Below are 19,804 nucleotides of genomic sequence, written 5' to 3'. Positions count from 1 at the left end.
CATATACCTGTATTATAACAGACAAATGTACAGAGAAAACGGTTTCATTTTCTTTATTTTTCTTGCGAACATGTATGATTAAAATATAGCAACACAAAAAAGACGCCTATGCATGCAACACAGCAACGTCTTCTTCCATTCCTTCATTGTTTATGATGTGTAACGACTTGTCACTCACTTACTTCGTTACGCATTAGATTCCCATTTCTGCTTTCTATCTTTAAAGCATTTGCGACACACGGGAATATAACTTTCGTTTCCTCCCACTTGCAATTGCTCCCCATGGAAAATCGGTTCCCCTTCAAACACACGCATGTTAAACATCGCCTTTTTATTACAATAGCGACAGACAGTTTTTACTTCTTCACGCTTATCTGCTACTTCTAGCAATCTTCTACTGCCGTCAAATAAATGTCCTTGGAAATCCGTTAGCAATCCATAGCAAATGACAGGAATAGAGAGCTCATCTACGATATCTGTCAATTCATCGATATGGTTTTCATGCAGCCACTGTGCTTCATCTACTAGCACACAATCTGGCATAATGGACTTCGCGTGTTGAAACATTTCGCCTTTGTCTTCTTTTTGGATGATGGTAGCGGTCACGTTTCCTATGAGTGCTCTTGACTTGACATATTTCCCATCTCTCGTATCTAATGCGGGTTTGAAAATGATGGTCTTCTTGCCTTGTTCTTCGTAATTATGATTTACCATCAATAGTTGTGCAGATTTGGATGAGTTCATCGTTCCATAACGAAAATATAATTGTGCCATTGTTCATTCCCTCTTCTTCCATTTCAACTTTACTTTTGTATTATACATCATAACGAAGACTTTCGTGGTTTCATTTCATATATGGATGATGACAATACATTTCCGTTATAGAGGAAATATTCATACAATAATAAAACCATTTGTTCTCCACCCAACGATATCCTAACACGCTATTTTCATTGACATGCTTCACATAAAACCAAAATGGTTGCTGCTGCTTCATGGATACATAAATGTGATGATCCACCATGGAAGGCAGCATGGATGCATCCATCAAGCTACGATCTTTTCCGTTGTTGAAGAAAAGAATCTCCTCTGTCGGTGGAGGAGGTATGTGACTCTCTTGTTGCATATTTTTGTGTTGATGTAACAATACATCATTTTGCTTTGCATGGCTATAGCTATCCTCTTTATTACTGTCCATGAACAAATTGAAATACATCGTATATCACCTCTATCACCTACATAGGATATTGTATTAAATGCAAAAACCTGCATAAAGGTGAACCATTGCAACTGCACATCTACAGTTGTACATATAGTAAAATACAAGGTGTAGCATAATGACCAAAGCATAAAGCATTACATTATATTTTTCATTTTTCTTTTATATAAATAGGTGTCGGTTTCCTTATCGTATCCGATAGAGGCGTATCCTTCCCTTTTGTAAAATTTTTGTGCGCCTTTGTTACGTCGATCTACGTAAACATAGACGTGACCATAGCCATTCTCTAATGCATAATGATGCGCTTTATAAAGTAATTGCTTCCCATAGCCATTTCCTTGATACTTCGGTCTAACCGCTAGTAAATCCACGTTCACGTCTTGGTATTTAGGCAATACATGGATAAAACCAACGAATTTAGATTGCTCTGTATCTATCACCCACGTGATGCCTTTCGCTAGCCTTTTCTTACAGATCACCATATTCCATTTGACATGTGGATTGCTTTCTTTCGTATAAGGCAGCAATTGTTCTTCAATCAATGTATAGATATGACTATCGTCTGATTTCGCTCTTCGTAAATGAATCATCAGCATTTACCTCCATTTTCTAATCTATCTATCTCTCATGCTCCATCTATATCACTGTGCGTTGCCTTTCATTTCTTGAACAATCTGCTATAATATATAAATTGAATGAATTTGTTTTATTCATGCAACTTATTAACGCTATACATAAGATGGAGAGATTCTACATTACAATTTTTACGCTTGGATATTATGGCGTAAACTTATTTTTCGTCAATTCTTTATCTTATATATAGACTACGCAACATCACGGAACAGATAAAATATAAAGGTGGGTTAATAATGAATGAAAAAATAGAACAACAACAAACAAAACATGCTGTATTCGCTGGTGGCTGTTTTTGGTGCATGGTACCACCTTTTAAAGATTTAGACGGTGTGATTGCTTCTGAAGCAGGTTATACTGGCGGTGACATGAAAGATCCTAGCTACGAGCAAGTTTGTAGCGGCAGCACAGGACACATTGAAGCTGTCCGCATTGCGTATGACCCAACCAAAGTAACTTATACGGCTTTATTAGAAGTCTTTTTCAAAAATATTGATCCTACGGATGCTGGCGGTCAATTTGTTGATCGTGGAACTCAGTATGAAACAGCTATTTTTTACGCTAACGAAACAGAAAAACAATTAGCGGAGCGAGCAAAAGCGTTTTTTGACCAATCTGGTGTGTTTGACAAACCGATTGTGACTCCTATTGTCCCGCTGACTAAGTTTTACACTGCGGAAGAGCACCATCAAGATTTTTATTTAAAGAAACCTGAACATTATAGTAGTTACAAAGAAGGCTCTGGCCGTGCTTGCTATTTAGAAGACATGTGGAAAAATAAAAAAGCACAAGATCTTTACTTAAAACCTACAGAAGAAGAACTTAAAGCAGTATTGACCAATGAACAATTTTTAATCACGCAAGAAAGTGGAACAGAAGCTCCATTTCAAAATGAGTTCTATGATAATGATAAACAAGGCCTCTATGTCGATATCGTTTCTGGAAAACCATTGTTTACGAGTATAGATCAATTCGATTCCGGTTGTGGATGGCCAAGTTTCTCTAAGCCCGTGAATGAAAAGGTTGTCGTTGAAAAAGAAGACACCAGCCACAATATGGTACGCACTGAAATTAGAAGCTCTGTAGCGGATTCACATTTAGGTCATGTATTCAATGATGGCCCAACAGAAGCTGGTGGCTTAAGATATTGTATTAATTCTGCTGCATTACGTTTCATCCCTGTGAAAGATTTAGAAAAAGAGGGCTATAAGGAATATATAAAATACTTTGATTCCTCAAAGTAATGTTGTCATAAAAAATATATAGATAAAAAAGGAGTGCAGTCGTATTGCACTCCTTTTTTCATGTGCTTCACTTTGCAAATAAAATGGAAAAATGACGTTAAACTTTATGCACTTTCGCCTTTTTTGCATATGATATATAAGATGAAGAAAGAACCAAGTTTGCGCCTCAGTAGCGACGCGCAAAGGTTGTGATATTGAGACTTCTCCATCTTAGTCATCGTGGTAATAAATTGGTTTAACAAGTTAATTCAACTTATAGTATGGATTGATTTGCAAAGAAAGGAGATGAAAGACGGATGAAGCAAGGCAAAGTACAAACGAAGGCGTATACCACTCCTTCTACTTATCCACCTCCGTATCCATATCCCTACCCTTACCCGTATCCTTATCCCGTAGTTGTCGTCCCGAGACCCATTTATCCTTACATCAGACCAAGACCTTATTATTACCCACGTCCGAGGCCTTATTATTACGGTCCAAGACCTAGACCTAGACCACCTTATAGATAAGTGACAGCTTGTACCATAAACGTGTTCAAGAATGGTGTCATTTCTTGACACGTTTTATGATGTAGGAGATGAAGGAGGAGGTGTGGGTGGTTCACCATCTTGTTTGGGTCTTTTGCTTAAATAGGTATCCATCGCCATCGTAATATCTTGCTTCACTTGCGCAATAATTTGCTCTTTGCTCCAAGGTTTGTTCATATATCCTTTAATTCTTGTATCGATTTGTTTTCTAATATCCTCTATAATCCATGTCCGTTCGGACTGTATTAATACAGCTGCATGCTGATTTTCCAATTGAATCATTTGTTCATATACTTCTTCATCTAAATATGCATGAATGGTCTTTTGAATAGAAGGATACCACTCACTAGAGGCTTGTGGCGTCTGATTTGCCTGCATATTGCCAACATTTCCGCCTGGATTCCCTTGATTGGCATTGCCTTGATCCATTTGTGTTGCTTGATTGAATTGAATGGGTGCTAGTCCTTGCTGGTTAAATGGCTGCCCATTTTTCATATTGGCTTGATTAACAGCAAATTCCTCTATCATTTGGCCATCTTGGGGAGATACACCGATATGTAACGTGCCTTCTAACGTCTCTACTTTCAACTGATCGAAATTGTATTCGATTTTTCCTATTTTTTCTTTTTGTTGTTCATCACATAACGTTGCAATTTGCTCTTTTAATGCTTTCATTTCTTTTTCTACATTATTTAATTTTTCTGCTTGCCACATCATATACTGATATATTTGTTCGATCAAATAGTTCATAGATGAGCTCATATTCACGTCCTCCCCTCATCAATATATGCATGTGGATCGATTTTTAGATATAAATAGAAGCCATTCTTTTCAGTCCAATGAAATCCAAGAGAATCAATTATAAGTTTATGCCTCAGTTGCCAACTGGAAAGGTTAACACAAAAATATTGGCTAAGTCCCTATCGTTTGTAGTAGAATATATACAGTCTAAATATAAGGTGAAGAAATGATGGAATACAAGTTTACGCCTCAGTACCCAGGCGTAAAGGTTGTGATGTTGAAATTTCTCCATCTTATGCATAGGGGTAATAAGTTGAACAAGTTCATTCAACTTATCTAAAAAGAATGAAAAAGGATGAGGGTATTGTTTATTGCAACAGATTGGAAAGATTATGAGCTCGTAGATACTGGAAATGGTGAAAAATGTGAACGCTGGGGCAATGTAAAGTTACGCCGCCCTGAGCCACAAGCGATTTGGCCGATTGAAAATGAAAAAAAACACTGGACAAAGGTGGATGCGCATTACCATCGCAGCACATCTGGCGGAGGGCACTGGGAGTATCACCAAACGCTACCTGAAAGATGGACGGTTCAGTTTGGAGATTTATCCTTCTATATTAAACCAACGAATTTCAAACATACAGGGTTGTTTCCTGAGCAAGCCGCAAATTGGACTTGGATTATCAATAAAATTAAAAATGCTAATCGTCCCATTAAAGTGTTAAATTTATTTGCATATACAGGTGGAGCAAGTGTAGCTGCTGCTTCTGCTGGTGCAGAAGTGTGTCACGTCGACGCTTCCAAAGGCATGGTTCAATGGGCAAAAGAAAACTTACATTTATCTGGACTAGGCGATCGCAAAGTTCGTTTCTTAGTAGACGATGTGTTTAAATTCGTACAACGTGAAATTAGACGTGGGAATCATTATGACGCGATTATTATGGATCCACCTTCTTATGGCAGAGGGCCAAATGGAGAAGTGTGGAAGTTAGAAACCCATTTATATGAATTTATTCAAACGTGTATGAACGTGTTATCAGATGATCCATTATTTATGCTTGTTAATTCGTATACAACAGGCATTTCACCACAAATTTTAAACAACATCATGACGCAAACGATGAGTCAAACGTATAAAGGAACATTGACAACAGGAGAAATTGGATTACCGATTACAGCATCACAATTAGTCCTTCCATGTGGGATTGTCGGTCGATGGGAGTCTTAAGATGACGACGTTTCAACCTATCATTCTATTCGAAGACAACCATGTCCTCGTGGTGGAAAAGCCAGTAAATATGTTATCGCAAGCCGATGATTCGAAGGATTTAGATCTATTGACTGCACTGAAACAATTCATAAAAAAAAGAAACGAGAAGCCTGGCAATGTGTACCTTGGTCTTGTACATCGTTTGGATCGCCCGGTTGGAGGTGCCATGGTGTTTGCAAAAACATCAAAGGCTGCTTCTCGCTTATCGGATCAAGTTCGGACAAGAAACATGAACAAAACGTATTTAGCCGTCGTACATGGACAGCCAAAACAAGCAGAAGCAACATTGCAGCATTATCTTGTGAAAAATGAGAAAGAAAACAAAGTATATGTTGGGAATAAACATACGCCAAAAGCAAAAGAGGCTTCGCTAACATACACCATGTTACATAGCAATGATGCATTTAGTTTATTGCGCATCGCGCTGCACACTGGTCGCCCGCATCAAATACGGGTGCAATGTGCTACCATAGGGTGTCCGTTATTCGGAGATCAAAAGTACGGAGCGGAGTTGAATCACCGTGGACAGCAAATTGCGCTGTGGTCACATCAATTAGCGTTTATACATCCAACGAAGAAAGAGCGTGTCGCATTTACTTCTTCCCCACCTGCTACATTTCCGTGGGATTTGTGGAATGTGAAATGATGGATTTGGAAGCATCACCTAAAATATAAATAATAAAGGCGAGGAATATCGACAATGCTTACTACTTTGCACTTCTAAGCAATGTTGTACCTTGCCTTTTTTCATTTCCTATATTACCTATACACCATTTATTTTATTTTTTTATCTAATCTAGCTACTACTTGATGAAGCATATAAAATGCTTGCTCAGACTTCTCAATCCTCTGAAGTATCCTTTCATTTGCATGACGTAACTGATGTATGGTTTGTTCTGATTTCTTTTTTAATTGCATATGTTGTTGTCTTAATGTATGTTGTTGTACGTATTGATCCCCGTTTAGAAGAACAAGCACTTGCTTTTTCCCTGTTCTTTCTATGACTCGATAGCCATACTCTGATTTTGTCGCTATTCCTTCTGCATTTGGCATACAGTAGCCGTTAACTTCACAGCTTCCATCATCTCGCACTCTTACTTGCCCCACTAACCCTACAGCAGACCACTCGGCTCGCTCGGCTCTTCTTTCATAGGGGCGTTTGGGATCATACTTGGGATTGACTGCGAGTTGTTTTTTAACCGTTTGTGTTTGTACGATGTTGCCATGTTCATCGCGCTGTTCTGGTATAAGCACATATTCGTAGATGCGACGTCCCCATTCATCGGTAAGGTACTGACCTTGCCAATACAACCCACTATTCCCACCAAGTAAGCCTGGTGTAGCGCTTGTGATACCTAGAATGTAGTCATCGCTGCTTGTTGCTATGCGAATTTTGTTTCCTTCTAGCGTCACGAAATAGCCGACATCAATCGGAGTACCATCGATACTTTCGAACATTTCGGCAAAGTCACATGTGTTGCAGCTCGCATTCATACTTACCGTGCCCATAAAGCAGGCGTCACCGAGACCTGCACCATTCGTTGTACCGCTAATAAAAGCAGCAATCCCGTTGCCAGTTACACCAAAAGCTCCTGCGGCCAAGTGCCATGAATTTTCTAGCTTTGCTGCACCACTATTACCCATAATGTGGGCGCTGGTGAGGGTGGCACCGATGGAGGTGTTGATGCCTTCGGCGTGAGATGCTTCTGCCATGGCCATTGTACCCAATCCTTCGGTGTGACTGGCATCTCCGCTCGCTATTGCGCTAGAAGCTTCCGCATGAGAAAATACTCCGCTTGCTACAGCTCCGTTTCCTTCCGCATGACAGAGAAATGAAGCCACCGTCATTTCTCCTTCCGCATGGGCGAAGACACCATTAGTTGTTGTAAAAAAACCTTCCGCATGAGAATCTGCACCACTAGCTACTGTACCGTTTCCTTCCGCATGACTTGAACTTGCAGTTGTTGTAGTATCTAGTCCTTCCGCATGACTTATATTTCCTATGGCTGCTGTACGTAAACCTTCCGCATGAGAATCAATACCGATTGCTGTTGTAGTGCGTCCTTCCGCATGAGAAACAATACCACTTGCGACTGTACCATCTCCTTCCGCATGAGAAGCAAAAAGACCACTGGCCATCGCAAAGCGTCCTTCGGCGTGACTGGAAGACCCTATTGCCATCGCATTTTGTCCTTCGGCATGACTTGCTAATCCACTGGAGGTGGTCCCTATGCCTTCCGCATGACTTGCTAATCCAGTCGATATCGTTCGGAATCCTTCGCCATGGCTAGCTGTTGCTCCTGCCAAAGTACCTTCTCCTTCGGCATGAGAAGACATTCCGTCCGCAACCGTACTTCCCCCTTCCGCATGGCTCTGCATCCCGTTAGCTACAGAAGAACATTCCGCATGAGCGTCAGACCCACTCGCTATGGTGAAGAATCCTTCGGCATGACCATACATTCCGCTCGCCACACCACCAAATCCCTCCGCATGACTTGCCGATCCACTGGCTGTGGTTGCTTCTCCTTCGGCATGACTTTCTGATGCACTCGCCACCGTATTAAGGCCTTCAGTGTGACTTAATTCTCCACTTGCTGTCGTTTCCATTCCTTCCGCATGGCTTGCAATTCCACTCGCTGCCGTTTCCAGTCCTTCTGCATGGCTTGCAATTCCACTTGCTGTGCTTCCAACTCCTTCTGCATGACTAGCCAACCCGCTTGCCACCGTATTCAGTCCTTCGGTGTGACTTGATTGTCCGCTTGCTGTCGTCCCCATTCCTTGTGCATGGCTGGCCTCATCTGTGGCCACGGAGTCGCTTCCTTCGGCGTGACTTACAAAATCGCTTGCTGTTGTTCTCAATCCTTCAGCATGACTGACTTCTCCTAACGCCATCGCGCTGTTTCCTTCCGCATGACTATTATCACCCATGGCAGCTGTATTCGTTCCTTCGGAGTGACTCGCAAATCCACTTGCCACTGACACGCTCCCTTCGGCGTGGCTCGTCCCTCCACTTGATACAGTCAGAAATCCTGTCGCGTGGCCTGCCGCTCCACTTGCCACGGTCTGTAGCCCTTCCGTATGCGAACCGAGAATGCCACTCGCGGTGGTCTCGCTACCCTCCGCATGGGATTGCGTACCACTTGCTGTGGAGCCGAGACCTTCAGCGTGACTGTATATGCCACTTGCGGTAGTCTGATTACCTTCCGCATGGGAAACAGAACCACTAGCAGTCGTACTAAATCCTTCGGCATGCCCAGCAAAGGCGTTCACTGCCACGGTTGTACCAAATCCTTCACTATGACTGTTACTGCCGATTGCTGTTGTACTTGCGCCCTCAGCATGCGCACTATTGCCTATTGCTTTCGTGCTTGTGCCTTCAGCGTGGGATGCAAGCCCGTGCGACATCGTCAATGATCCTTCGGCATGCGAATTACTACCGATAGATGTATTACTTCCTCCTTCTGCATGGGAGTTTGCGCCGGTTGCCGTTGTATTTGCTCCTTCGGCATGCGAGCAACTTCCGTTGGCTACAGTGTCACACCCTTCACTATGCGAGCCGAATCCTTTAGCAGTCGTATTCGCTCCTTCTGCTAACGAGGCTTCACCGCTCGCACATGTATTTTGACCGAGTGCAGTAGAGCATATGTTGATATCATCTTTTCTGTTGCAACTCAATTTTTTCCTCTCCTTTGTATTTGGAATGAGCGGAGTATAGATCGTCATGAATATTTTATTTTGTTTTTTCATCCCAACTTGCTACGATGGTATTTAACGTGTGAAATGCTTGCTCTGACTTTGCAACCCTTTGAAGTAATCTTTCATTTGCTTGACGTAATTGCTGAATGGTTTGTTCTGATGTCTTTTCTAATTGTATATATTGTTGTCTTAATGTATGTTGTTGTAGGTACTGATCCCCATTAAGTAGCACGAGCACTTGCTTCTCACCTGTTCGTTGGATGACCCTATAGCCATACTCTGATTTTGTCGCTATCCCTTCTGCATTTGGCATGCAGTAGCCGTTTACTTCGCAGCTTCCATCATCTCGCACTCTCACTTGCCCCACTAGACCTACAGCCGACCACTCGGCTCGCTTCGCTCTTCCTTTATAAGGGCGTTTGGGGTCATACTTGGGATTGACTGCTAGTTGTTTTTTTACTGTTTGTGTTTGTACGACGTTGCCATGTTCATCGTGTTGATCTGGTATAAGCACATCTTCGTAGATGCGACGTCCCCATTCATCGCTAAGGTACTGACCTTGCCAATATAGTCCGCTATTACCACCAAGCACACCTGGTGTAGCGCTTGTGATGCCTAATATATAGTCATCGTTATTTGTAGCAATGCGTATTTTGTTTCCTTCTAACGTGACGAAATAGCCCACATCAATGTGTTTACCGTCCGTACTCTCGAACATTTCAGCAAAGTCACACGTGTTGCAACTTGCATTCATACTCACGGTGCCCATAAAGCACGCATCACCCAAACCCGCACCATTTGTCGTACCGCTTATAAAGGCTGCAATACCGTTGCCTGTTACGCCAAACGCACCTGCGGCTAAGTGCCATGAATTTTCTAACTTTGCTGCGCCGCTGTTACCCATAATGTGAGCGCTAGTGAGGGTAACACCTATGGTAGTGCTAATACCTTCGGCATGAGAATTATCTCCCATAGCCACTGTACCCGATCCTTCGGCGTGTGCGTTGCTTCCACTTGCTGTGGTCATGGAACCTTCGGCATGTGAAGCTATCCCGCCTGCTATCGTTCTAAATCCTTCGGCATGACTACTCATTCCGCTTGCCAGGGTGCTTTCACCTTCCGCATGGGAGAATGAACCACCGGCTGCTGTAGAAAGTCCTTCGGCATGAGAAGCTATGCCGCTTGCTACTGTAAAACTTCCTTCGGCATGACTGGAATTTGCAGTTGCTGTAGTATTCGATCCTTCCGCGTGACTTATATCTCCGATGGCTGTTGAAAACAAACCTTCCGCATGAGAGTCAATTCCACTTGCTGTTGTATTGCGTCCTTCCGCATGTGAAGCAATACCACTTGCCGTTGTACCATCTCCTTCCGCATGTGAAGCAAACAGACCAATAGCCGTTGTATTGCGTCCTTCCGCATGACTGGAAAAACCTATTGCCATCGTATTTTCCCCTTCGGCGTGACTCGCAAGCCCACTTGCTGTCGTCCCTATGCCTTCGGCATGACTTTCATTTCCACTTGCTGTCGTCCCCATTCCTTCCGCATGGCTCGCTCGACCTATGGCTACTGTGTTGGTTCCTTCTGCATGGCTATCTATTCCGCTCGCTGTCGTTCCCATTCCTTCCGCATGACTGTTCAGTCCACTAGCTACAGTACTAAGTCCTTCCGCGTGACTATCTCTTCCGCTCGCAATGGTTGCTTCACCTTCGGCATGACCGTGGACCCCACTAGCTACAGTACCAAGTCCTTCCGCATGACTATCATCTCCACTAGCAATGGTTGTTTCACCTTCGGCATGGCTTCCTGGTGCATTCGCCAAAGTATTAAGTCCTTCGGCGTGACTTTCATTTCCACTTGCTGTCGTTTGCATTCCCTCCGCATGGCTCGCTTCTCCACTCGCTGTCGTTCCCATTCCTTCCGCATGACTTATTGGTCCATTTGCTACCGTTTGCATCCCTTCCGCATGACTCGCCTCACCAATCGAAACCGTGCTATTACCTTCTGCATGACTTTCATCTCCACTTGCTGTCGTTCCCATTCCTTCCGCATGGCTCGCTGGACCTATGGCCACGGTGCTGTTTCCTTCGGCGTGACTTGCTAACCCGCTTGCTGTCGTTCCCATTCCTTCCGCATGGCTCGATCCTCCTGACGCTACACTGCTGTTTCCTTCGGCATGACTAGTGTTGTCCATGGCAACTGTATCCGTTCCTTCGGCGTGGCTCGCAGATCCACTTGCCACTGACCCGCTTCCTTCCGCATGGCTTGCACCCCCACTTGATATGGTCTGAGATCCTTCCGCATGGCTCGCCGCTCCGCTTGCCACGGTTTGAGATCCTTCGGCATGCGAACCGAGAATACCACTTGCGGTGGTCTCATTACCCTCCGCGTGGGACTGCCCACCACTTGCGGTTGTGCCAAGACCTTCCGCATGACTCTCTATGCCACTCGCTGTAGTCTGGTTGCCTTCGGCATGGGACACAGATCCACTAGCTGTGGTAAGAAATCCTTCCGCATGTCCAGCAAATGCGTTCACTTCCACAGTGGTACCAAATCCCTCGCTATGACTGTTACTGCCAATTGCTGTTGTGCTTGCACCCTCAGCATGCGCACTATTGCCGATCGCTTTTGTACTTGTGCCTTCGGCATGTGATGCGAGTCCCTCCGACATGGTTAATGATCCTTCCGCATGTGAATTACTACCGACAGACGTATTACTTCCTCCTTCTGCATGGGAGTTTGCCCCAGTTGCAGTCGTATTCGCTCCTTCGGCATGCGAGCAACTTCCATTCGCTTCCGTGTTGCATCCTTCACTATGTGAGCCGAAGCCGTTAGCAGTCGTATTCGCTCCTTCTGCTAACGAGGCCTCTCCACTTGCACATGTATTTTGACCCAGTGCAGTCGAGCATATGTTAATATCGTCTTTTCTATTGCAAGTCAATGCATTCTCCTCCCCTGTATTTAGGCTAATATAGGATATGAAAGGAAGGGAAGATGTGACTGTGCATTTGCCTATAGGATAAAAAGTGAAGAGTAATCATAAAGAGTGGAAAGTGTATGAAAGAGGCTTGTCACAACTTTTTATGTGGTTTTCATATTTTATGAATAGCTCAGCTCATTTCATTTTTGTCTAATTGCGATAACCTTTCTTGTAGTTGATATATAATTTGTTCCGATTTCTCCATCCGTTGGAGTAGCTTCATATTTTGATCATGCAATTTATTTTGCTTTACGTATTGATCGCCGTTGAGCAACACAAGTACTTGGTTTTCTCCTGTTCTTTCCATCACCCGATAACCGTAATCCGTATTCGTTGCTATCCCTTCTGCGTTCGGCATACAGTAGCCGTTTACTTCACAGCTTCCATCCTCTCTTACACGTACTTGACCCACTAAGCCGACAGCAGACCACTCTGGTCGCTCCATTCTTGATGTATATTTCCGCTTCTTATCGTATTCTGGATTGACGGTGAGTTGTTTTTTCACATGCATGCCTTGTACTAGATGGCCTTGCTCATCATATTGATGAGGTTGAACGACATCTTCGTAGATGCGGCGTCCCCATTCATCAGTCACATACTGTCCCTGCCAGTACAATCCACTATTCCCACCAAGTACACCTGGCGTAGCGCTAGTAATGCCAAGTATATAGTCATCATCATTCGTGGCAATGCGGATTTTATTCCCTTCAAGCGTCACGAAATAGCCGACATCAATAGGTGTACCGTCCATACTCTCAAACATTTCCGCAAAGTCGCATGTGTTACAGCTCGCATTCATGCTGACTGTTCCCATAAAACAAGCGTCACCCAGATTAGCGCCATTCGTCGTGCCACTAATAAAGGCGGCTAGCCCATTGCCGGTTATACCAAACGCACCTGCCGCTAAGTGCCATGAATTTTCTAGCTTTGCATCTCCGCTGTTCCCCATAATATGTGCACTAGTAAGCGTAGCTCCTATGGTGGTGCTAATACCTTGCGCATGCGAGGCAGTGGCTCTAGCTATGGTTTCAAATCCTTCCGCATGGCTTTGATCCCCTATTGCCAAAGTCGCTAATCCTTGCGCATGGCTATTTTCACCGGTTGCTATGGTTCTATTTCCTTCGGCGTGCGAAGCAGTTCCCCCTGACGTTGTTTCAAATCCTTCCGCATGGGATCTATTTCCCCTCGCTATACAGCCCCTTCCCTCGACATGAGAGTTGTTTCCTTCTGCTGTTGTTCCATCTCCTTCCGCATGGGATCTATTTCCCATTGCCATACAGTTCCTTCCCTCGGCATGAGAGGAGAAACCTCTAGCTACACAATTTAGACCTTCTGCATGACTCTGATCCCTACTAGCAATGGTGCCACTTCCTTCCGCATGGGACGCAAATCCAGTCGCTGTCGTTCCCAAACCTTCCGCATGCGCAGCAGTTGCTCCTGCTATTGTTCCACTTCCTTGGGCATGTGAGGCAAAGCCCATTGCTGTTGTTGAAGTTCCTTCTGCATGGGAATTAGCACCCATTGCTGTTGTTGCAATTCCTTCTGCATGGGATACAGCACCGCTTGCTATTGCTGCAAACCCTTCTGCATGGGAAGTATCACCGGTAGCACTTGTTGAAAATCCTTCCGCATGTGACTCAGTGCCCATTGCTGATGTAAAAACCCCTTCCGCATGAGAATTCGTACCACTTGCTATTGTTCGGTTTCCTTCTGCATGGGAAACATTCCCTGTAGCACTTGTTAAAAATCCTTCCGCATGCGATACAACACCACTGGCAGTTGTATTTAACCCCTCCGCATGAGCGTTGATTCCACTCGCTGTCGTACTGTTCCCCTCCGCATGTGACACAGATCCACTTGCAGTCGTGAGAAATCCTTCCGCATGTCCTGCAAAGGCGTTCGCTCCAACATTGGAGCCAAAACCCTCACTATGACTGTTACTTCCACTGGCTATGGTGTTCGTACCTTCCGCATGGGAACTACTACCGATTGACCTTGTGCTTGTGCCTTCGGCGTGTGATGCAAGACCCTGTGACATGGTTAACGATCCTTCGGCATGTGAATTACTACCGATAGACGTACTGCTACCGCCTTCCGCATGGGAATTAGCGCCAGTAGCCGTTGTATTCGCTCCTTCGGCATGGGAGCAGCTTCCATTCGCTTCTGTGTTACAACCTTCACTATGACTACCAAAGCCATTCGCCGTCGTGTCGGCTCCTTCCGCTACCGATGCTTCACCGCTCGCACATGTATTCTGACCCAGTGCAGTCGAGCATACATTCATATCATCTTTTCTGTTGCAACTCAATTTTTACCTCTCCTTTGTGTTTGGGCTAATATAGGATATGAGAGGAAGGGGGGAGTTGCCTGTGCATTTGCCTAGTCAAAAATTAGGCGAAATTTATCTATATACGTTGAAGAAACAAGTTCAACCAACTTATTACCACTATGCATAAGATGAAGAAATCTCAACACAAAACTTTACGCTTGGCTATACTGAGGCGTAAACTTGTATCCCATCATTTCTTCATCTTATCTAGTTGCATTAAGATAACATTTTATTTGTGGCATTTTACATACAAAAAAAGAGCCTCTTTCAAAGCTCTTCTTTTCTAAAATATAAATGTATCACTATGTTTATTTTTCATATCGTTTTATCCGTTGGATACTTTCCCTAGTAAATAAATGAATAACTGCTGATTGTGTGAAGAGATTCGATTGAGACATTGCTGTAAAAATTGTTCTCTTATGTTCGACCCTCTCTCGCACTCTCCAATCCCTTTATCCGTTAAATGTATCCATACAATACGTCGATCCTGCTGATCACGCTGACGTTCAATCAGACCGTTCTTTTCCATTCTATCCAGTAATGTCGTTACCGCAGCAGGTGTGGTGGCTAAATGCTCCAATAAATCTGACGGTTTCAATTGCGTATCTTGTGATTGCAAATAATCTAATACGTTGAATTGCCCCTCTGTTAAATGTGGTGCGAGTTGTTGTTCCATGTATATTTTATATTCCTTGGATAACTTGTACCACAATACAGCAAATTCTTCGGAACTCAATACAGATACCTCCTAGAAGGCTCTACGGATGACGTCAACAATGGAGCTGGAAGCCGAACCTTTCATTATCATTTTTCCTGTTGATTTTCGTTCTGCAACAGGCATCATTTCTGATGAAAAAGGATGCTCTGCACCATCCACATCTATCCCTATGCATGACACTTCATCTTTTACCCATTCGGCGTAAATCAGTTCTGTTCCATTTTTTCTTACTCGTTTGCCTTCTTTAAACTCGAAAGTCAGTACGCCTTTTCCGCCTCTTCCTTGGCGAGGGTAGTCAAAAACAAAGCTTCGCTTCCCATACCCGTAATTGGATAGAACAGCAACTTCGCCTTCATCTCCTTTGACCCAAATAGCCTTGATAAGGTGGTCTCCTTCTTGCAACTGAATCCCTTTTACACCGGTTGCCGCTCTTCCCATCGGGTTGACTTCACTTTCATGGAATCGAATGCTCATCCCGCTTGCAGTAATGAGTAATATGTCGTGATCGTTATCACTTAGCGCAACATGAATAATTTCATCTTCTTTTTGCAGTTTACACCCGACTATTCCATTGGATCTGCTCTTTTGATATTCTTTCAGTTCTGTACGTTTCACTTGCCCTTTTTTAGAAACAAAGACGACGGATTTCCCAAATAGCTCAAAATTTTCAATAGGAATAACAGAGATAACTTGATCTTCTTTCTTTAAGGATATCACATTTACGAGTGCAGTACCCGTATCTTTCCATTTATATTCTGGTATTTGGTGGACCGGGAGCATGTAATATTGCCCTAGCTTCGTAAATACCATGAGTGTATGCAGGGTGTTCATTTCCATAGACCACTTAACATAATCTTGTTCTTTCAGCCCTGGCTCGCCACCAGATCTCGTAAAGGAAAGCATGGAAGTACGTTTGATGTACCCGTCTTTTGTGAGCGTGACCATGACATCCTCACTATTGATCATCGCTTCTAAATTTACTTTCAGCTCTTCTACTTCGTCTTGAATGATAGAACGACGCTCTTGACCATATTTCTTTTTGATCTCTCTTAGATCACCGATGATAACGGCGTATAACTTTTTCTCTTCGTTGAGTATTTGTTGCAGCTCTTGTATGGTCTTGCTGACTTCGTCTTGCTCTTTTTCTAATGTCGTAATTTCCAGATTCGTTAAGCGATATAGTTGTAATGTCAAGATAGAGTCCGCTTGTTTTTCTGTAAAACCGTATGTAGACACTAAATTTCGCTGTGCGTCTTGCCTGTTGCGAGACTGTTTGATCGTTTCAATCACTTCATCCAAAATATTTAATGCTTTGACCAATCCATCTAAAATGTGCGCTCGATGTTCTGCACGCGCTAATTCATATTGAGAGCGATTTCTAACGACTTCAATTTGATGATTGATATACGCTTGCAAAATGGATTGTATACCTAGCTGCTTTGGCGTTTTATTGACGATCGCTACCATGTTAAAGTGATAGGCGACTTGTAAGTCGGTTTTTTTGTATAAAAAATGCAGTATGCTCTGTGCATCGGCATCTTTTTTCAACTCAATGACGATTTTAAGGCCATCTCTACCGCTTTCGTCTCGCACTTCACCGATGCCATCAATTTTCTTATCTAGACGGATATTTTCCATTTGCGTAACGAGTTTTGATTTGACCACTTGATACGGTATTTCGGTAATGATGAGTTGCTCTTTGCCGCTTTTGAGCTTCTCTATATCCACTTTAGAGCGAATGAATATTTTACCTTTACCTGTTTCATACGCATTTTTAATGCCTTCTTTTCCCATAATGATCCCGCCAGTAGGAAAGTCTGGACCTTGGATGATGTTCATCAAATCTTCCAGCTGAACTTCTTTCTTTTTCAGCATATGAATACACGCATCAATCACTTCATTTAGATTGTGCGTCGGAATTTCTGTAGCAAACCCAGAGGAGATACCACTTACACCGTTCACTAACAAATTAGGAAAGCGTGCCGGTAATACGACTGGTTCTTGCATGGAGTTATCGAAGTTATCTTTAAACAGTACCGTTTCTTTGTCCAAGTCACGCATCATTTCCGAAGCAATGGGTGAAAGTCTAGCTTCGGTATAACGCATTGCCGCTGCTGGATCGTCGTCTAGTGATCCCCAGTTACCGTGACCATCAATGAGCGGATGCATCATTTTCCAAGGTTGCGCCATGCGAACCATGCCGTCATAAATAGACGTATCGCCATGAGGATGGTAACTCCCCATGACATCCCCTACCGTTTTAGCAGATTTACGATACGGTTTATCTGCTGTGTTGCCAGCTTCGTGCATGGCATATAAAATTCTGCGCTGAACTGGCTTTAAGCCATCTCTAACGTCAGGAATCGCACGATCTTGTATAATGTATTTTGAATATCGACCAAATCGGTCGCCCACCACTTCTTCTAAAAAAGCAGGTGAAAATTTTTCTGCAGTACTCAATTATTGATCACTCCTCGTACTCTGTGAAATCTACATGTTCTATAATCCAGCGTTTTCTCGGATCTACTTTATCACCCATTAAAGTCGATACTCTTCGCTCTGCTTTGGCTCCATCTTCAATCTGTACTTGCAATAGCGTTCTTGTTTCTGGGTTCATCGTCGTTTCCCATAATTGATCGGGATTCATTTCCCCTAACCCTTTATAACGTTGCAATTCTGCTTTACCTAGCTTTTTCATTCTGCGATCCAAATGATCTTCATCCCAAGCGTATTCTACTGTGGTCTTCTTGCCACTTTTCTTCGATATTTTATACAGTGGTGGCTGAGCAATATACACTTTTCCTTCATCTATCAAACTGCGCATGTAACGATAGAAGAAGGTGAGCAGTAACACTTGAATATGTGCCCCGTCCGTATCGGCATCTGTCATAATAATCACTTTAGAATAATTGCTTTCGCTATGATCGAACTCCGTGCCTACCCCTGCACCGATAGCAGAGATGATGAGTTTGTATTCTTCGTTTTTCAATACGTCAAGCAGCTTCGCTTTCTCTGAGTTCATCGGCTTCCCTCTTAACGGAAGGATAGCTTGAAACTTTGAGTCTCTACCTTGCTTGGCAGATCCACCAGCGGAATCCCCCTCGACGATAAAGAGTTCATTTTTCGTGAAGTCTTTCGATTGAGCAGGAGTGAGTTTACCGCCTAGACTTAGACTTTGGTTTTTGCCTTTTTTCCCGCTTCTTACTTCTTCACGTGCTTTTCTTGCTGCGGCTCTTGCTTTTGCCGCTTGTATCGATTTTTTAATTAATTTCTGTGCGACGTCTGGATTTTCCTCTAAAAAGATAGACATTTTATCTGCTACAACGGCATCTACCGCACTTCTTGCCACAGCACTACCTAGCTGATCTTTCGTTTGACCCACAAATTCGACTTCGCTCATTTTGACGTTGATAATCGCCATCATGCCTTCGCGAAGATCTCCACCTTCGAGATTTTTCTCTTTTTCTTTGAGCAGCATATTTTTACGTGCATATTCGTTCATGACCCTTGTGTATGCTGTTTTAAATCCAGTTTCATGTGTTCCCCCGCTTCTGGTAGGAATAGAGTTAACAAAGGATACGATCGTTTCCGTATAGCCTCCGTTATACTGGATGGCTATTTCCACTTCCACTTCATCTTTTTCCGTTTCAAAGTGGATGGCAGGATGCAAAACATCTTTTTCTTCATTCAAATATTCAACGAACTGCTTCGCTCCACCTTCATAGAAGAATGTATCTGCCTTATCATTGCGCTCATCCAAAATGTTAATTTTCAAACCAGAGTTAAGGAAGGCAATTTCTTGCAATCGCTCAGATAATGTATCGTAGTTCAGGTTCGTTCCTTGTTTAAACACCCTTTGATCTGGTTTAAACGTAATTTTACTTCCTGTCTTTCTCGTGTTGCCAATGATTTCTAACGAGGTTGTAGGTTCACCGACGTGCTCTTCCCCGCTGTCGTCCACCCAGTATTCAAAACGCTGACGATGGATTTTACCGTCACGATAAATTTCCACTTGTAACCATTCAGACAACGCATTCGTGACAGAAGCACCAACGCCGTGTAATCCACCCGATTTCTTGTAGCCTGATCCACCGAATTTACCACCAGCGTGCAACACGGTGAACACGACTTGTGGTGTCGGTATACCCGTTTTATGCATTGAGGTAGGAATCCCTCTTCCATTGTCCTCTACCGTAACGGATTGATTTTTATGTATCGTGACTTTAATTTCAGAACAATATTTGGCTAAATGCTCATCTACGGCATTATCTATAATTTCCCAAACTAAATGATGTAGCCCGGATGTACTCGTATTTCCAATGTACATCCCGGGTCTTTTCCTAACGGCAACCAGTCCCTCTAAGACTTGAATGTCATCGGCATCATAGTTTGTTGTCTGATTTTTTTGTTCTTCAAACCATTTTAATTGCTCAGACATAAAGCATTA

General features: G+C 43.3%; 14 protein-coding genes. 4 read left to right on the top strand and 10 right to left on the bottom strand.

Annotation, left to right across the window (positions count from 1 at the left end; genetic code table 11):
- Positions 1–186: 186 nt before the first annotated feature.
- From D1Z92_RS09055 to D1Z92_RS09045, 3 genes are all read right to left on the bottom strand, one after another.
- Positions 187–774 carry a thymidine kinase gene (locus D1Z92_RS09055; protein WP_128895342.1) on the bottom strand — a complete coding sequence of 196 codons (588 nt, stop codon included), beginning with the start codon at positions 772–774 and terminating at the stop codon, positions 187–189.
- A gap of 70 nt (positions 775–844) precedes the next feature.
- Entirely contained in the window at positions 845–1,216 is a 372-nt protein-coding gene (locus tag D1Z92_RS09050) for a hypothetical protein (RefSeq protein ID WP_128895341.1), read from the bottom strand.
- Between the two features lie 140 nt (positions 1,217–1,356).
- Positions 1,357–1,809 carry a GNAT family N-acetyltransferase gene (locus tag D1Z92_RS09045; protein WP_164931528.1) on the bottom strand — a complete coding sequence of 151 codons (453 nt, stop codon included), beginning with the start codon at positions 1,807–1,809 and terminating at the stop codon, positions 1,357–1,359.
- A 279-nt stretch (positions 1,810–2,088) separates the two neighbouring features.
- Between D1Z92_RS09045 and msrB the strand changes: the two genes are divergently transcribed.
- Positions 2,089–3,096, top strand: coding sequence for a peptide-methionine (R)-S-oxide reductase MsrB (msrB, locus tag D1Z92_RS09040; protein WP_206099733.1), 1,008 nt, complete (start codon positions 2,089–2,091; stop codon positions 3,094–3,096).
- A gap of 296 nt (positions 3,097–3,392) precedes the next feature.
- Positions 3,393–3,605 carry a hypothetical protein gene (locus D1Z92_RS17490; RefSeq protein WP_206099732.1) on the top strand — a complete coding sequence of 71 codons (213 nt, stop codon included), beginning with the start codon at positions 3,393–3,395 and terminating at the stop codon, positions 3,603–3,605.
- A gap of 54 nt (positions 3,606–3,659) precedes the next feature.
- On the opposite strand, the gene gerPC is transcribed toward D1Z92_RS17490, so the two are convergent.
- Positions 3,660–4,385 (bottom strand): spore germination protein GerPC, encoded by a 726-nt coding sequence (gene gerPC, locus D1Z92_RS09030; RefSeq protein ID WP_128895339.1) that lies wholly within the window; start codon positions 4,383–4,385, stop codon positions 3,660–3,662.
- 343 nt (positions 4,386–4,728) lie between these two features.
- Between gerPC and D1Z92_RS09025 the strand changes: the two genes are divergently transcribed.
- Together D1Z92_RS09025 and D1Z92_RS09020 are read left to right on the top strand one after the other, a co-directional pair.
- The gene (locus D1Z92_RS09025; protein ID WP_128895338.1) at positions 4,729–5,592 is read left to right on the top strand and encodes a class I SAM-dependent methyltransferase; all 864 of its coding nucleotides are present in this window, start codon (positions 4,729–4,731) and stop codon (positions 5,590–5,592) included.
- A 1-nt stretch (position 5,593) separates the two neighbouring features.
- Positions 5,594–6,280, top strand: a complete 687-nt coding sequence (locus D1Z92_RS09020) for an RluA family pseudouridine synthase (RefSeq protein WP_128895337.1) — start codon at positions 5,594–5,596, stop codon at positions 6,278–6,280.
- Positions 6,281–6,408: 128 nt separating this feature from the next.
- Here D1Z92_RS09020 and D1Z92_RS09015 read toward each other — a convergent pair whose 3' ends face one another.
- The 6 genes from D1Z92_RS09015 to parE form a co-directional block, all read right to left on the bottom strand.
- Complete coding sequence (locus D1Z92_RS09015) at positions 6,409–9,309, bottom strand: peptidase G2 autoproteolytic cleavage domain-containing protein (protein ID WP_240666634.1); 2,901 nt, start codon at positions 9,307–9,309, stop codon at positions 6,409–6,411.
- Positions 9,310–9,364: 55 nt separating this feature from the next.
- Positions 9,365–12,271 carry a peptidase G2 autoproteolytic cleavage domain-containing protein gene (locus D1Z92_RS09010; protein ID WP_240666633.1) on the bottom strand — a complete coding sequence of 969 codons (2,907 nt, stop codon included), beginning with the start codon at positions 12,269–12,271 and terminating at the stop codon, positions 9,365–9,367.
- Positions 12,272–12,440: 169 nt separating this feature from the next.
- Entirely contained in the window at positions 12,441–14,618 is a 2,178-nt protein-coding gene (locus D1Z92_RS09005) for a peptidase G2 autoproteolytic cleavage domain-containing protein (RefSeq protein ID WP_240666632.1), read from the bottom strand.
- A 346-nt stretch (positions 14,619–14,964) separates the two neighbouring features.
- Positions 14,965–15,375, bottom strand: a complete 411-nt coding sequence (locus tag D1Z92_RS09000) for a MarR family winged helix-turn-helix transcriptional regulator (protein ID WP_128895336.1) — start codon at positions 15,373–15,375, stop codon at positions 14,965–14,967.
- Between the two features lie 12 nt (positions 15,376–15,387).
- Complete coding sequence (gene gyrA, locus D1Z92_RS08995; protein ID WP_128895335.1) at positions 15,388–17,817, bottom strand: DNA gyrase subunit A; 2,430 nt, start codon at positions 17,815–17,817, stop codon at positions 15,388–15,390.
- Positions 17,818–17,824: 7 nt separating this feature from the next.
- Positions 17,825–19,795, bottom strand: coding sequence for a DNA topoisomerase IV subunit B (parE, locus tag D1Z92_RS08990; RefSeq protein ID WP_128895334.1), 1,971 nt, complete (start codon positions 19,793–19,795; stop codon positions 17,825–17,827).
- Positions 19,796–19,804: the final 9 nt, after the last annotated feature.

Source organism: Longirhabdus pacifica (assembly GCF_004115085.1).
Taxonomy (GTDB): Bacteria; Bacillota; Bacilli; order Paenibacillales; family DSM-105158; genus Longirhabdus; species Longirhabdus pacifica.
This window is presented reverse-complemented; position numbering and strand designations above follow the sequence as displayed.